General features: G+C 55.7%; 18 protein-coding genes. 10 read left to right on the top strand and 8 right to left on the bottom strand.

The features are described 5' to 3' along the window. Positions 1-4: 4 nt before the first annotated feature. The 5 genes from C0560_RS17150 to hemW are packed head-to-tail and all read left to right on the top strand — an operon-like array spanning position 5 to position 3,319. Complete coding sequence (locus C0560_RS17150) at positions 5-709, top strand: YggS family pyridoxal phosphate-dependent enzyme (RefSeq protein WP_248859135.1); 705 nt, start codon at positions 5-7, stop codon at positions 707-709. Between the two features lie 18 nt (positions 710-727). Then, complete coding sequence (locus C0560_RS17155; RefSeq protein WP_095283298.1) at positions 728-1,294, top strand: YggT family protein; 567 nt, start codon at positions 728-730, stop codon at positions 1,292-1,294. Next, positions 1,291-1,587: a DUF167 family protein YggU gene (gene yggU, locus C0560_RS17160; protein WP_100778997.1), complete on the top strand. Its 297-nt coding sequence runs from the start codon at positions 1,291-1,293 to the stop codon at positions 1,585-1,587. Before C0560_RS17155 ends, yggU begins: the two co-directional genes overlap by 4 nt. A gap of 3 nt (positions 1,588-1,590) precedes the next feature. After that, positions 1,591-2,184 carry an XTP/dITP diphosphatase gene (locus C0560_RS17165; protein ID WP_100778996.1) on the top strand — a complete coding sequence of 198 codons (594 nt, stop codon included), beginning with the start codon at positions 1,591-1,593 and terminating at the stop codon, positions 2,182-2,184. Beyond that, a complete protein-coding gene (gene hemW / locus C0560_RS17170; protein WP_100778995.1) occupies positions 2,177-3,319 on the top strand; it encodes a radical SAM family heme chaperone HemW in 1,143 nt (380 codons plus the stop codon). Before C0560_RS17165 ends, hemW begins: the two co-directional genes overlap by 8 nt. A 58-nt stretch (positions 3,320-3,377) precedes the next feature. Here hemW and C0560_RS17175 read toward each other — a convergent pair whose 3' ends face one another. From C0560_RS17175 to trmB, 3 genes are read right to left on the bottom strand one after another with little or no spacing between them, the layout of a single operon-like run. Continuing rightward, complete coding sequence (locus tag C0560_RS17175; protein ID WP_100778994.1) at positions 3,378-4,097, bottom strand: DUF2884 domain-containing protein; 720 nt, start codon at positions 4,095-4,097, stop codon at positions 3,378-3,380. A 49-nt stretch (positions 4,098-4,146) separates the two neighbouring features. Beyond that, positions 4,147-4,473: a YggL family protein gene (locus C0560_RS17180; protein ID WP_095283305.1), complete on the bottom strand. Its 327-nt coding sequence runs from the start codon at positions 4,471-4,473 to the stop codon at positions 4,147-4,149. After that, positions 4,470-5,189, bottom strand: a complete 720-nt coding sequence (trmB, locus tag C0560_RS17185; RefSeq protein WP_100778993.1) for a tRNA (guanosine(46)-N7)-methyltransferase TrmB — start codon at positions 5,187-5,189, stop codon at positions 4,470-4,472. The genes C0560_RS17180 and trmB overlap by 4 nt, the downstream gene beginning before the upstream one ends. Before the next feature lie 144 nt (positions 5,190-5,333). On the opposite strand from trmB, the gene mutY reads away from it, so the two are divergent. The 5 genes from mutY (at position 5,334) to C0560_RS17210 (ending at position 10,135) form a co-directional block, all read left to right on the top strand. After that, positions 5,334-6,386, top strand: coding sequence for an A/G-specific adenine glycosylase (mutY, locus tag C0560_RS17190; RefSeq protein WP_248859136.1), 1,053 nt, complete (start codon positions 5,334-5,336; stop codon positions 6,384-6,386). 26 nt (positions 6,387-6,412) lie between these two features. Further along, positions 6,413-6,685 (top strand): oxidative damage protection protein, encoded by a 273-nt coding sequence (locus C0560_RS17195; protein ID WP_100778991.1) that lies wholly within the window; start codon positions 6,413-6,415, stop codon positions 6,683-6,685. 55 nt (positions 6,686-6,740) lie between these two features. Continuing rightward, positions 6,741-7,817, top strand: coding sequence for a membrane-bound lytic murein transglycosylase MltC (mltC, locus tag C0560_RS17200; protein WP_100778990.1), 1,077 nt, complete (start codon positions 6,741-6,743; stop codon positions 7,815-7,817). A gap of 225 nt (positions 7,818-8,042) precedes the next feature. Next, positions 8,043-9,299 (top strand): nucleoside permease, encoded by a 1,257-nt coding sequence (locus C0560_RS17205; protein ID WP_100778989.1) that lies wholly within the window; start codon positions 8,043-8,045, stop codon positions 9,297-9,299. Positions 9,300-9,460: 161 nt separating this feature from the next. Continuing rightward, entirely contained in the window at positions 9,461-10,135 is a 675-nt protein-coding gene (locus C0560_RS17210) for a class I SAM-dependent methyltransferase (RefSeq protein WP_102104719.1), read from the top strand. A gap of 36 nt (positions 10,136-10,171) precedes the next feature. On the opposite strand, the gene citG is transcribed toward C0560_RS17210, so the two are convergent. Genes citG through citD form a run of 5 tightly spaced genes read right to left on the bottom strand, consistent with a single transcriptional unit; the run spans position 10,172 to position 14,191 of the window. Further along, on the bottom strand, positions 10,172-10,975 hold the full coding sequence (citG, locus tag C0560_RS17215; protein WP_248859137.1) for a triphosphoribosyl-dephospho-CoA synthase CitG: 804 nt from the start codon (positions 10,973-10,975) through the stop codon (positions 10,172-10,174). Next, positions 10,953-11,492, bottom strand: coding sequence for a citrate lyase holo-[acyl-carrier protein] synthase (gene citX, locus C0560_RS17220; RefSeq protein WP_248859138.1), 540 nt, complete (start codon positions 11,490-11,492; stop codon positions 10,953-10,955). The genes citG and citX overlap by 23 nt, the downstream gene beginning before the upstream one ends. Continuing rightward, positions 11,489-13,015: a citrate lyase subunit alpha gene (gene citF / locus C0560_RS17225; RefSeq protein WP_248859140.1), complete on the bottom strand. Its 1,527-nt coding sequence runs from the start codon at positions 13,013-13,015 to the stop codon at positions 11,489-11,491. Before citF ends, citX begins: the two co-directional genes overlap by 4 nt. 10 nt (positions 13,016-13,025) lie before the next feature. Further along, positions 13,026-13,901: a citrate (pro-3S)-lyase subunit beta gene (gene citE / locus C0560_RS17230; RefSeq protein ID WP_107702873.1), complete on the bottom strand. Its 876-nt coding sequence runs from the start codon at positions 13,899-13,901 to the stop codon at positions 13,026-13,028. Beyond that, positions 13,898-14,191, bottom strand: a complete 294-nt coding sequence (gene citD, locus C0560_RS17235) for a citrate lyase acyl carrier protein (RefSeq protein ID WP_248859143.1) — start codon at positions 14,189-14,191, stop codon at positions 13,898-13,900. Before citD ends, citE begins: the two co-directional genes overlap by 4 nt. Positions 14,192-14,206 lie beyond the last annotated feature (15 nt).

The following is a 14,206-nucleotide window of genomic DNA, read 5'->3' on the forward strand; positions in this document are numbered from 1 at the left end:
ACTCATGAACGACATTGCGCATAACCTGGCACAGGTCAGGGACAAAATCTCAGCCGCTGCAACGCGTTGCGGCCGTGCTTCAGAAGAAGTTTCGTTGCTTGCAGTGAGTAAAACGAAGCCTGCGAGCGCCATCGCAGAAGCCATCGACGCCGGGCAGCGCGCTTTTGGCGAAAACTACGTTCAGGAAGGTGTGGACAAAATTCGCTATTTCCAGCAAACCGGGAAAATGAATCTTGAGTGGCACTTTATCGGCCCGTTGCAGTCGAACAAAAGTCGGCTGGTTGCTGAGCATTTTGACTGGTGTCATACGGTCGATCGTCTGCGCATTGCCACACGGTTGAGCGATCAACGCCCTGCCGACATGGCACCGCTTAACATCCTGATTCAAATCAATATTAGCGATGAGAACAGTAAGTCTGGTATCACTCTGGCTGAGCTGGATGCACTAGCCGAACAGGTGTCTGAACTGCCCGGTTTGACCCTGCGCGGGCTAATGGCGATTCCGGCGCCGGAAACGAGTTACGACAGGCAGTTTGCCGTAGCACAGCAAATGGCTGTAGCATTTGAGGCGCTTAAAGCGCGCTACACGACCGTAGACACGCTTTCACTGGGCATGTCGGACGATATGGAAGCCGCCATCGCGGCAGGCAGCACTATGGTGCGCATCGGCACAGCCATTTTCGGTGCGCGCGATTACACTCCAAAATAAGGAAACCTGAGGAACGCCATGAAGACGTTGACTTTCCTGCTCTCAACGGTCATTGAGCTGTATACGATGGCGCTGCTGTTACGCGTCTGGATGCAGTGGGCTCGTTGTGATTTTTATAATCCGTTCTCGCAGTTTGTCGTGAAAATCACACAACCTGTTATTGGGCCGCTGCGCCGCGTTATACCACCGATGGGGCCGATCGACAGCGCCTCTCTGCTGGTGGCGTTTGTGCTCAGTATCATCAAAGCTATCGTGCTGTTTATGGTGGTCACCTTCCAGCCGATCATCTGGATCGCAGCGGTGCTGATCCTGCTGAAAACCATTGGCCTGCTGATCTTCTGGGTGCTGCTGGTGATGGCGGTCATGAGCTGGGTGAGTCGCGGTCGTAGTCCGGTTGAATACGCCATGATTCAGCTGACGGAGCCGCTCCTGCGCCCGATCCGCAATCTGTTGCCAGCCATGGGTGGGATTGATTTTTCACCGATGATTCTGGTGCTGCTGCTGTATGTCCTGAACATGGGCATCGCTGAACTTTTACAGTCAACGGGCAACATGCTGCTGCCGGGGCTGTGGATGGCGCTATGAGTGCCGTCAGTCACCTCGCCGACGGGCTGGTTTTGCGGCTGTATATTCAGCCGAAAGCCAGCCGCGACAGCATCGTGGGATTACATGGCGACGAGTTAAAAGTCGCCATTACCGCCCCTCCCGTAGACGGCCAGGCGAACGCGCATTTGACCAAATATCTGGCAAAACAGTTTCGCGTCGCCAAAAGCCAGGTCATCATTGAAAAGGGTGAGCTGGGGCGTCATAAACAGGTAAAAATCCTTAACCCGCAACACATCCCGACGGAAGTCGCGGCACTGTCACAACAGGATTAACGTATGCAGAAAGTTGTTCTCGCGACCGGTAACGCCGGTAAAGTGCGCGAGCTGGCCTCGCTATTAAATGATTTTGGTCTGGATGTGGTCGCGCAGACCGAGCTGGGCGTCGAGTCCGCGGAAGAGACCGGCCTGACGTTTATCGAAAACGCGATTCTGAAAGCGCGCCATGCGGCACAGGTCACTGGCCTTCCGGCTATCGCGGATGATTCCGGGCTGGCGGTCGATGCGCTGGGCGGCGCGCCGGGCATTTACTCTGCGCGCTATTCTGGCGTAGACGCCACCGACCAGCAGAATCTGGAAAAGCTGCTGGAGACGCTGAAAGCGGTGCCGGACGAGCAGCGCCAGGCGCAGTTCCACTGTGTGCTGGTCTATATGCGTCATGCGGAAGATCCCACGCCGATTGTCTGCCACGGCAGCTGGCCTGGCGTGATTGCCCGCGAATCATCAGGAAATGGCGGCTTTGGCTACGATCCGATTTTCTTTGTCCCCTCTGAGGGCAAAACCGCAGCGGAACTGACCCGCGAAGAAAAAAGCGCGATTTCCCATCGTGGACGCGCGTTGAAACTGTTACTGGAAGCATTACGTAATGGCTAATTTGCCACCTCTGAGTCTTTATATTCACATCCCGTGGTGCGTGCAGAAATGCCCGTACTGCGATTTCAATTCGCACGCGCTGAAAGGCGAAGTGCCGCATGACGACTACGTTCAGCATCTGTTGACCGATCTGGATGCCGACGTACCTTACGCACAGGGACGTGAAGTTAAGACCATTTTTATTGGTGGCGGTACACCGAGCCTGCTTTCTGGCCCGGCGATGCAGACGCTGCTGGACGGCGTGCGTGCGCGCCTGAATCTGGCAGCCGATGCGGAAATCACCATGGAAGCCAACCCAGGCACCGTGGAAGCCGATCGTTTTGTCGAGTATCAGCGCGCCGGAGTGAACCGTATCTCGATTGGCGTACAGAGCTTTAGCGAGCCTAAGCTCAAGCGTCTGGGACGTATTCACGGCCCGGAAGAGGCGAAACGCGCGGCGCACCTGGCAACCGGTCTGGGGCTTCGCAGCTTTAACCTCGATTTGATGCACGGCTTGCCCGATCAGTCTCTGGAAGAGGCGCTGGATGATTTGCGCCAGGCTATCGAGCTGAACCCGCCGCATCTCTCCTGGTATCAGCTGACCATTGAGCCAAATACCCTGTTTGGCTCGCGCCCGCCGGTCCTGCCCGACGACGACGCCCTGTGGGATATTTTCGAACAAGGCCATCAGCTGCTGACGGCTGCGGGTTATCAGCAGTACGAAACGTCCGCCTACGCGAAGCCCGGCTACCAGTGTCAGCACAACCTCAACTACTGGCGCTTTGGCGATTACCTGGGTATCGGCTGCGGTGCACACGGCAAAGTGACTTTCCCTGACGGGCGTATTTTGCGTACCGCGAAAACCCGTCATCCACGCGGGTATATGGAGGGGCGCTATCTGGAACGTCAGCACGACGTGGCGGTAGACGATAAACCCTTTGAGTTCTTCATGAACCGTTTCCGTCTGCTGGAAGCGGCCCCACGCGCGGAATTTACGCTTTATACCGGCTTACCGGAAAGCGTGATTCGACCACAGATTGATGCCGCGCTGGAGAAAGGGTATCTGACGGAATGCGACGCGTACTGGCAGATTACTGAACACGGGAAACTGTTCTTAAACTCCCTGCTCGAGCTGTTCCTTGCCGAAGAGTCCTGACGCGCAAAATCAAAAGCGTGAAGAGATCCACTCCCGGGGAGGGAGTGGATACGAATAATTACTTCAGCGTACTCACCAGCGCCTTTCGACTGTCTTCCAGAGTTACCACGCGTTGACACACGTCTTTGCCGAATTTCTGGAAATCCGCTTCCTGATTCTTCCATTCGTTCTGAATCGAGGTCTGCAATCCGCCCAGGCTGCCTAATACACCCTGCAGTGGATTACCGCCGCCTTTCAGCACGGCTTTCGCCCCCATCTCATTGATGCTGTCCTGCAGAATGCCGCCCATCGCCTGATTAACCAGGTTCTGTCCGTCTGCGCGCACCTGATCGATGGCTTTATAGTGGAACGTCAGACCATCCGTGCGGTGCTCGATGATACGGTTCATCTGCTCTTTCAGCTGGGCGTCCAGCTTGGTCAGACGGGTGCGCATATTGCTGCTCTCACCCACCTCTTTGGCGATGATCTTATCCAGCGCCACGCGGCCTTTCTCAACGCGCGTCAGGGCGCCTTCGTCGATCCAGGGCAGCGCTGAGCGTAGATCCGCCTGATAATCTTTCGCCTGCTCGCGTTGGGCCGCGCTCAGGGTGTATTGCTTGCCGTTGTACATCACGTTGCCATCCGGCGTGATCACCAGATTGCCGTTCTCACCTTTAACCTGAACGGTTTGCGGGCTGAGAATCACATCGTCGCGCGGTGTGACTTCACATTTGTAGTCCGCATGGGCAGTTAACGCGGTGGTCATCAATGCCACAGCCAGCAGCGTTTTGCGCATCATAATTATCCCTCAAGACAAAACGGGCCGGCATTTGCCGGCCCTTTGCTAGTTAGTCCCACCAAATGTCGAAAAGTTCGCTAACGCGGACCTCTTCGAATTTGCGGTCTTCCAGCCATTTGCGCACAAGTGCCTGCTGCTCTTCGGTGCACTTACCGATCTCTTGCTTGCAGATCAGCCCTTCCCAGGAGAGATAGCCGCTGCCATCAAACGCCAGTTTGTTTGGCTCGATCACTTCATCGATAAAGGCGTCAACTTCCTTATCGATGGTTTCTACGCTAGTACCTTCCGGGAAACGCCATGCGACGGAAAAACCAACTTCCTGGAATTCCTCGATGTGCATTTTTTTACGCAGACGACGGCTACGGTTTGCCATTATTTAACCCTCTCGAACATTAAGTCCCATACACCGTGACCAAGACGATGGCCACGCTGTTCAAATTTCGTTACCGGACGTGAATCCGGTCGCGGTACGTAGTCGTTGCTCTCAGACTGGTTTTTATACCCGTCGAGCGACGACATCACTTCCAGCATGTGTTCCGCGTAAGGTTCCCAGTCGGTGGCCATATGGAAGACACCGCCCAGTTTTAGCTTACTTTTCACAAGCTCAGCAAATTCTGCCTGAACGATACGGCGCTTATTATGACGTGCTTTGTGCCACGGGTCAGGGAAAAAGAGCTGAACCATGTTCAAAGAATTGTCAGGAATCATTTTGTGCAGCACTTCGACCGCATCGTGGCACATGACACGCAGGTTCTCTACACCCTCTTCGTGCGCGGTCGCAAGGCATGCGCCCACGCCCGGTGAGTGCACTTCAATGCCAAGAAAATTTTGCTCCGGACGCGCTTTCGCCATGGTCACAAGCGATGAGCCCATGCCAAAACCGATCTCCAGCGTGATCGGCGCATCGCGGCCAAACAGGGCGGCGAAGTCGACTGGCTGTTCGCTGAACTCAACGCCCATCACCGGCCAGTAGTTATCCAGCGCATGTTGCTGCCCTTTTGTCAGGCGCCCCTGACGGCGGACAAAGCTGCGAATACGGCGCAGTGGGCGACCGTTTTCATCAAATTCCGGTGAAATGACGTCGTTTTTCATAAAAGAGTAGTCTGCTTGTGAGAATGTTCGGGAAACGGGCATTATCCAAAGTTAAGCCCTGTATGCAAGCATGGGAAAGATCCGGTTTACAGTCGCATGGCGCTGTGCTGCAATCTGCGTCCCTGATTAAGCGAATCGATGACCATGCAAGCCTCTCAATTTTCAGCCCAGATGCTGGACTGGTACGACAAATACGGGCGTAAAACCCTGCCCTGGCAAATTGAAAAAACGCCCTACAAAGTATGGCTCTCCGAGGTGATGTTGCAACAAACGCAGGTCGCGACCGTGATTCCCTACTTTGAGCGTTTTATGGCGCGGTTTCCGACGGTAACCGATCTCGCCAACGCGCCGCTCGACGAGGTGCTGCACCTGTGGACCGGCCTTGGCTATTACGCCCGTGCGCGCAATCTGCATAAGGCAGCGCAGCAGGTCGCGACTCTGCATAACGGTAAATTCCCGGAAACCTTCGACGAAGTGGCCGCCCTGCCCGGCGTCGGCCGTTCCACGGCGGGCGCGGTGCTTTCTCTCTCCTTAGGCAAACATTTCCCGATTCTCGATGGCAACGTCAAACGCGTGCTGGCCCGCTGCTATGCGGTCGGCGGCTGGCCGGGTAAGAAAGAGGTCGAGAAGCGCTTATGGGAGATCAGTGAAGCGGTGACGCCCGCGAAAGGCGTCGAGCGTTTTAACCAGGCGATGATGGATTTAGGGGCAATCGTCTGCACGCGTTCCAAACCGAAATGCGAGCTGTGCCCGGTCAATAATCTTTGCGTGGCCTATGCCAATCATTCATGGGCGCAATACCCCGGCAAAAAACCGAAGCAGACCCTGCCAGAACGTACCGGCTTTTTACTGCTGATGCAGCACGACGACGAAGTGTTTCTTTCGCAGCGTCCGCCGAGCGGTTTATGGGGCGGGTTGTACTGCTTCCCGCAGTTTGACAGCGAAGAGGGGCTGCGTGAGTGGCTGGCGCAGCGACAGATAAGCGCCGATAAACTCCAGCAACTGACGGCGTTTCGCCACACGTTCAGCCATTTCCATCTGGATATTGTGCCAATGTGGCTTCCCGTGTCCTCCTTCTCCTCTTACATGGATGAAGGCGTGGCTCTCTGGTATAACTTAGCGCAACCGCCATCCGTCGGGCTGGCCTCTCCCGTGGAGCGCCTGTTACAGCAATTACGTGCCGGAGCAGTCGTTTAGCTTCGACAAGACAACGAGGAATCAGAATGGCCAGAACAATTTTTTGTACCTATCTGCAGCGCGACGCCGAAGGGCAGGATTTCCAGCTCTATCCGGGTGAACTGGGTAAGCGCATCTATAACGAGATCTCCAAAGAGGCGTGGGCGCAGTGGCAGCAGAAACAGACCATGCTCATCAACGAGAAAAAACTCACCATGATGAACCCGGAACACCGCAAGCTGCTGGAACAGGAGATGGTGAACTTCCTGTTTGAAGGCAAAGATGTGCACATTGAAGGCTACACGCCGCCGGAAAAATAACAGCGTGCGGGGGTAACCCCGCAGTTTAGCAAACACAACACGCAATCCCGGAATGATGAAAAAATTACTAGCGCTAGCCCTTGTTGCGCCGTTGCTTGTCTCTTGTTCCAGTAAAAAAGGCGATAGCTATAACGAAGCCTGGGTTAAGGACACGAACGGTTTTGACATTCTGATGGGGCAGTTTGCCCACAACATCGAGAATATTTGGGGATTTAACGAAGTTCTTATCGCGGGACCGAAAGACTACGTTAAATATACCGACGCCTACCAGACCCGTAGCCACATCAACTTTGATGACGGTACGATCACGATCGAAACCATCGCGGGAACCGAACCTGCGGCGCACTTACGTCAGGCCATCGTCAAAACCCTGCTGATGGGTGACGATCCTGGCACTATCGATCTCTATTCCGATGCCGACGATATCACCATCTCCAAAGAGCCGTTCCTGTACGGGCAGGTCGTTGACCAGACCGGGCAGTCGATTCGCTGGGAAGGCCGCGCCACCTCTTTCGCCGATTACCTGCTGAAAACGCGTCTGAAAAGCCGCAGCAACGGCCTGAAAATTATCTACAGCGTGACCATCAACCTGGTGCCGAATCACCTCGACAAGCGTGCGCATAAGTATGTGGGCATGGTGCGTCAGGCGTCGCGCAAATATGGCGTGGATGAGTCGCTGATTCTGGCGATTATGCAGACCGAATCGTCCTTTAACCCGTACGCGGTGAGCCGGTCCGATGCGTTAGGACTGATGCAGGTTGTCCAGCACAGCGCCGGGAAAGATGTATTCCGTTCCCAGGGCAGATCCGGCATGCCTAGCCGCAGCTTCCTGTTTGATCCGGCCAGCAATATTGATACCGGCACCGCCTATCTGGCGATGCTGAGCAATGTCTATCTGGGCGGGATTGATAACCCGACGTCGCGTCGCTATGCGGTGATCACCGCGTATAACGGCGGCGCAGGCAGCGTACTGCGCGTGTTCTCGAATGATAAAATTCAGGCCGCGAACATCATCAACAGCATGTCGCCAGGGGACGTTTACTCAACCCTGACCACTCGCCACCCGTCTGCGGAATCCCGTCGTTATCTGTATAAGGTGAATACGGCGCAGAAAAATTATCGTCGCCGCTAGTTTTCCCCTGCCCTCTCCCGTCGGGAGAGGGCAATAATCCCCACACTGCCCCATCCATACGAAAATGTTATTTGCATCACAATCTAAACTGCAAATTAATGAGGATTGCATTTTTTTGCGGGAGGTAACAAAACATAACCTCGCCTGCTGATAGAATTGCATCAAATAACAACCCTGAATGTTCCCATAACAACATATCTCCCGCTCAATTGTGAGGAAAGTAACATGAACCTTAAGCTGCAGCTTAAAATATTGTCGTTTCTGCAGTTCTGTCTGTGGGGTAGCTGGCTAACCACGCTCGGCTCCTACATGTTTGTGACGCTCAAGTTCGACGGTGCGTCTATCGGTGCCGTATACAGCTCGCTGGGTATTGCAGCGGTCTTTATGCCAACGCTTCTGGGGATCGTGGCGGATAAATGGATAAGCGCGAAATGGCTTTATGCGCTCTGTCATCTGGTGGGGGCGGGTACGCTATTTATGGCGGCCGGAGTGACCACGCCAGGGGCGATGTTTATGGTGATCCTGCTGAACTCGCTGGCTTATATGCCAACGCTTGGCCTGATCAACACTATCTCCTACTACCGCATTAAGTCTGCGGGCCTGGATATCGTGACCGACTTCCCGCCAATCCGTATCTGGGGCACCATCGGCTTTATTATGGCGATGTGGGGCGTGAGCTTCGCAGGCTTTGAACTGAGCCATATGCAGCTTTACATCGGTGCTGGCCTCTCTGTACTGCTGGCCCTGTTCACCCTGACGCTCCCGCATATTCCGGTTTCTAACCAGCAGCAAAAACAGAGCTGGAGCTCCATGCTCGGCCTGGATGCGTTCGCGCTGTTTAAAAACAAACGCATGGCGATCTTCTTTATCTTCTCCATGCTGCTGGGCGCAGAGCTGCAAATCACTAACATGTTCGGGAACACCTTCCTGCACAGCTTCGACAACAACCCGCTGTTCTCCGGTAGCTTTATCGTTGAGCACGCGTCGGTAATGATGTCGATTTCACAGATCTCTGAAACCCTGTTCATCCTGACCATCCCGTTCTTCCTGAGCCGCTACGGTATCAAAAACGTGATGCTTATCAGTATCTTTGCGTGGATGCTGCGCTTCGGTCTGTTCGCCTACGGCGACCCAACGCCGTTCGGCACCGTGCTGCTGGTTCTGTCGATGATTGTTTACGGCTGCGCCTTCGACTTCTTCAACATCTCCGGTTCGGTGTTTGTCGAAAAAGAAGTTAAGCCAGAAATCCGCGCCAGTGCTCAGGGTATGTTCCTGATGATGACCAACGGTTTCGGCTGTATTCTCGGCGGCATCGTGAGCGGTAAAGTCGTTGAGATGTACACCACCAATGGGATTACCGACTGGCAGCCAGTGTGGCTGATCTTCGCCGGTTACTCTCTGGTGCTGTTCTTCGCCTTCATCGCCCTGTTCAAATACAAACACGTCCGCGTTCCGAATGGCGCACAGCCAATCGCGCATTAATCCTCCCTTCCCTCTCCCTTTTTCGGGAGAGGGATACCCCTTTCTATCCTGATAAATACCTATAAAAAAGGGACCTATTTAGCGCCTCATTCTTAACCTATTGTGGCAAATTTGTTGCTATCGACATTCCGTCATTCCTGATGCACAAATAAGGTTAAAAGATGCTAGATATCGCTGACTTGAAAGTTTTCTTCCAGGATCCTGAGATAAAAAAAATTATCGATACGACCTGGGATAGTGTTGGCGAAACGCTGGCGCGGGCACAAGCCGAGCTGCCGGAAGAGCTGGCCATGGCGCGTCGGGAGCTTTCATTTCACGACCACGTGAAATGCCTCGGTTATCTTTGCTGGCTGCTTGAGCATAATAATGTTGCGGGCGATATCATTGAGATTGGCGTCTGGAAGGGCAAATCCACGTCGTTTATGAATGAAATTTGTCAGCATAAACGCCGCATGATCGGCATTGACCCGATGGAATTAACCTGTCAGGAAAGTGAGCTGCGCTTCTATCACGAGCGTCTTTTCCCGGAAGTAAACCTGATACGCGGATATTCGGAGCTGAGCATCGAACGCGTTCTGGCACTCAATCCTCAGACTGTACTTTTGCACATCGACGGCGGCCACGAAGGGCGTCACGTCCTGATCGACTTCCTGCTCTACTCCCCAACCGTAGTGCCTGGCGGCTTTATTGTCTTTGACGATTATCGCGATCACCAGTACTCGCCACAGGTCGGTCCGGCGGTCGATTTGCTGCGTGCGGGTGGTTATTTCAACGGCTTCGACGTGATTGGCAGCCTGCCTGGATTTGAAAACAGCTATCTGCTCCAGAAGCGCTAATCCCTTGACTCATCTCCCGTCGGGAGATGAGTCTTTTCATCCGCACCCATCCAATACAATCCCCACCGACAGTAAATCTGCGCTGCCTCCTGGGCTTAGATGGCGGGCGATCAGCGCGTTATCCATTTCATTCAGAATCTTTCGATCCCAACCGTTCGCCAGCACATCTTTCGCGTACCCCTGGACATAGCGCAGCCCGTCCAGGCCGCCGCGCGACACCAGATTACTGTCCTGATTCACCGCCATTAACCGCAGCAGCAGATCGTGGAGTTGATGACGATTCCACTGAGGCAGAACCTTCCTGACCGTCGCGAATCCGCTTTGAGCCTCGCCGCGCGCCCCCGTTAAGCCCAGCTCCTGGTACTGGCGCTCACCGGCGGTTGCCCTCCCGCTGCGCCCGGCCAGTTCACGTTCCACCAGCCCCTGGCAAATGTTACTTATCTCACAGCAGAGACTGTCTGAAGTGACAGAGTTAACGCGTCCGGCTGCAAAACAGAGCAGCCCCAGCGCGAAAACCCCGCCTTTGTGGGTGTTAACTCCGCCCGTCGCCGCGTACATCGCCTGCTCACAGGCGATTCCCATCGGGCGAATCAGGCTCAACTGTTCCGCCGCGGGTTTTCCGGCATGTTCCGCGCCCAGTTCAGCAAAGCGCGAGAACCACGGCGCTATGGCGGCGATACTGCGGGTAAAAAGTGCGTGATCCATATCGCGATGGGAGCCGTTATTGCGCTTATCCACCAGCCCCGGTTTTGGCGTGAGCTCCAGTTCCATCCACAGAGCCTCCTCGGCGAGCTGCGGCACATCTGTGACGCGCGGTTTAGTCGCGAGCAAACCAGTCATCGATCATCTTCTCCACACGGGCTACCACCTGCTCCACCGGATGCTGACGCGAGCGGGAACAGGCGTGCGCCGGTTCATCGCAGATCAGGCAGCGGCGCATGTTCTCACCGAGCGAGCGCCGTCCGACATGCCCGGCGTTGGGGCAGATCACATCCAGATCCCACAGTCGTCCGAGAGGATGCGTCTGTTCAAGCTCGGCACAGTGAGCTTTAATTTCTGGCGCCTGATGCGCCACGCACCACATGGCTTCTGGTCCCATGGGCAGCCACAGCACCTGGCGGTCCAGCACCTGCCAGCGGTGCTCCCACAACAGTTGATCGCACATCTGCAGCGCCACGCCCATGGTATTGCGATAGCGCAGAGAGTCTTTGATATCACCGGGCGTCACCAGCGTCAGCGAAATCACCGGTTGTTGATAATGTGAAAGCCAGTCAGCCTGACGCGCGGCGCGTTTCTCTTTCGCCGCCAGCATCTGCGTAAGGCTGACACCCGAATGAACGGGTGTAGCGATGGTCATGATGATGACTCCTTAACCTGTCGGACGGTGTCGATCACGCTGCCGTCACGGTAGCGGATCACCCCGACGATTTTGTCGGTAAATTCGATGGGTTTGGGTTCGCCGGTCAGCGAAATCGCCCGCGCGTACAGGGCCTCGATATCGACAATTTTCAGCCCCGCCGCTTCCAGCCGTTCGCGAATTTCCGCACGCGCAGGATTGACGGCGATACCGTGATCGGTCACCAGCACGTCGATACTCTCCCCCGGCGTTAAGCGCGTGGTCACCCGTTTCACCACCGTCGGAATACGGCTTCGCAACAGCGGTGCGACGACAATGGTCAAGTTCGCGGCGGCGGCCACATCACAATGTCCGCCCGATGCCCCGCGCATCACCCCATCAGAGCCGGTAATGACGTTGACGTTGAAATCCACGTCGATCTCCAGCGCGCTTAAGATCACCACATCAAGCTGATCGCAGCTCGCCGCCTTGCTACCCGGATTGGCGTAAACGTTAGTGGAGATCTCCACGTGATTCGGATTGCGAGCCAGTGAAGCCGCGGCCTGTCCGTCAAAGCACTGGGTATCGAGCAGTTTTTCGATCAGCCCTTTTTCATGCAGATCGACCAGGCTACCGGTGATCCCCCCCAGCGCGAAGCGCGCTGTCACGCGGCTTCGCGCCATCTTTTCGCCCATAAAGCGGGTGCAGGCGGTGGCCGCCGCGCCGGAGCCGGTCTGCATCGAGAAGCCGTTTTTGAAATAGCCGGAGTGCTCGATTACATCCGCCGCATAGTGGGCAATCATCAGCTCGCGCGGATTGCTGGTCACGCGCGCCGCGCCGACGCTGATCTTCGCCGGATCGCCCACGCTCTCAACCTGCACCACATAGTCCACCCGATCCTGCACCAGGCTTGCGGGCATGTTCGGGAACGGCACCAGCTCTTCTGTGAGCAGCACCACCTTGCGGGCAAAATGGGCGTCGACCATCGCATAGCCCAGCGAACCGCAGCTGGATTTGCCGTGAGTCCCATTGGCATTACCAAACTCGTCACTGCACGGCACACCGAGAAACGCGACGTCGATATTCAGCTCGCCGTCCTGCAGAAGCTTCACGCGACCGCCGTGGGAGTGAATTTGTACCGGTTCTTCCATCAACCCGTGAGAGATGGCATCCGCCAGTTTGCCGCGCATCCCGGAGGTATAAATACGGGTAATTACACCGTTTTTGATATGTTCGATCAGCGCATCGTTGCAGGTCATCAGGGAGCTGGACGCCAGGGTCAGGTTTTTAAAGCCCATGTGCGCGAGCAGCGCGACCACGTTGTTGATGACCCGGTCGCCTTCGCGAAACGCATGGTGGAACGAAATGGTCATCCCGTCCTGCAAACCGCTGCGCTTCACCGCCTCTTCCAGGGTTTCGCACAGTTTGCGGCGGTGTTTGGTGTCGACATCCGCCAGCCACGGCGTGTCACTGTGGGCAGTATCAAAAGGTTTAAGTTCCCGCAGATGAGGGAAGTTCAGGTGGAGCAGTTCTGTCTGATTCATTGTGTCTTCCTTAGCGACGCACGCCGGAGGCAGCCGCGCGTTCCAGCACCATTTGCGCATGGTTAATAATCGGCGCATCCACCATTTTGCCGTTGAGCGACACCACACCCAGGCCGTTGCGTTCGCCCTCTTCTGCCGCTTCAATCACTAATTTTGCGTGATCCACTTCCTGCTGCGTCGGCGCGTAGGCGTTATGCAGCAGGTCGATCTGGCGCGGGTTAATCAGGGATTTGCCGTTAAAGCCCATTTTGCGGATCAGATTGACCTCGCGCAGGAACCCGGCTTCGTCGTTTACGTCCGACCACACCACATCGAAGGCGTCGATCCCGGCGGCGCGTGCGGCGTGCAGCACGGCGCAGCGGGCATAGAACAGCTCGGTGCCGTCGCCGCGTTCGGTTTGCATATCCATCACATAGTCAAACGCCGCCAGCGCAATGCCGATCAGGCGCGGTGAGCTGCGGGCTATGGCCACGGCGTTAATCACGCCAATCGCCGATTCAATCGCCGCCATCACGCGGGTTGAACCGATTTCGCGGCCGCACTCGCGCTCAATGCGTTCCAGATGGCCTTCCAGCTCAAAGATATCTTCCGGGGTGTCAGTTTTCGGCAGGCGGATCACGTCCACGCCAGCACGAACCGCCGCTTCCAGATCCAGCAGGCCAAACGGCGTGCTCAGCGGATTAATACGCACCACGGTTTCGATATCCTGATACATCGGGTGCTGCAGCGCATGGAAGACCAGCAGCCGCGCAGTGTCTTTTTCGCGCAGGGCCACGGCGTCTTCGAGGTCAAACATGATAGAGTCCGGACGGTAGATAAACGCGGTAGAGAGCATGGCGGCGTTGGCGCCGGGTAAAAACAGCATACTGCGACGGAGTTTGTTCATGACATTTTGCTCCAGTCGATCTGCTGCGAGTCTGAAGCGCGGATCACCGCACTCTGCAGGCGGGCGCGGATCACACAGTCCAGCGCACCTTTATCCTCAACGATAATTAACCCCTGGCGCACATCCATGACGCGCAGCGTTTCGTCGACCACCTGGCGAATTTGCTCGCCAAACTGCTTAATCACTTCACTGTGGATGACAATCTCCAGCTCGCCGTCGGCGGGGGCGATTTTCACCATCAGGTCGCTGGACTCCTGCGTTCCGGCCAGCGCCTCCCTTACAATATTCATGATAAATTCCTGATA

The organism is Lelliottia sp. AC1, assembly GCF_023278595.1.
Lineage (GTDB): Bacteria > Pseudomonadota > Gammaproteobacteria > Enterobacterales > Enterobacteriaceae > Enterobacter > Enterobacter nimipressuralis.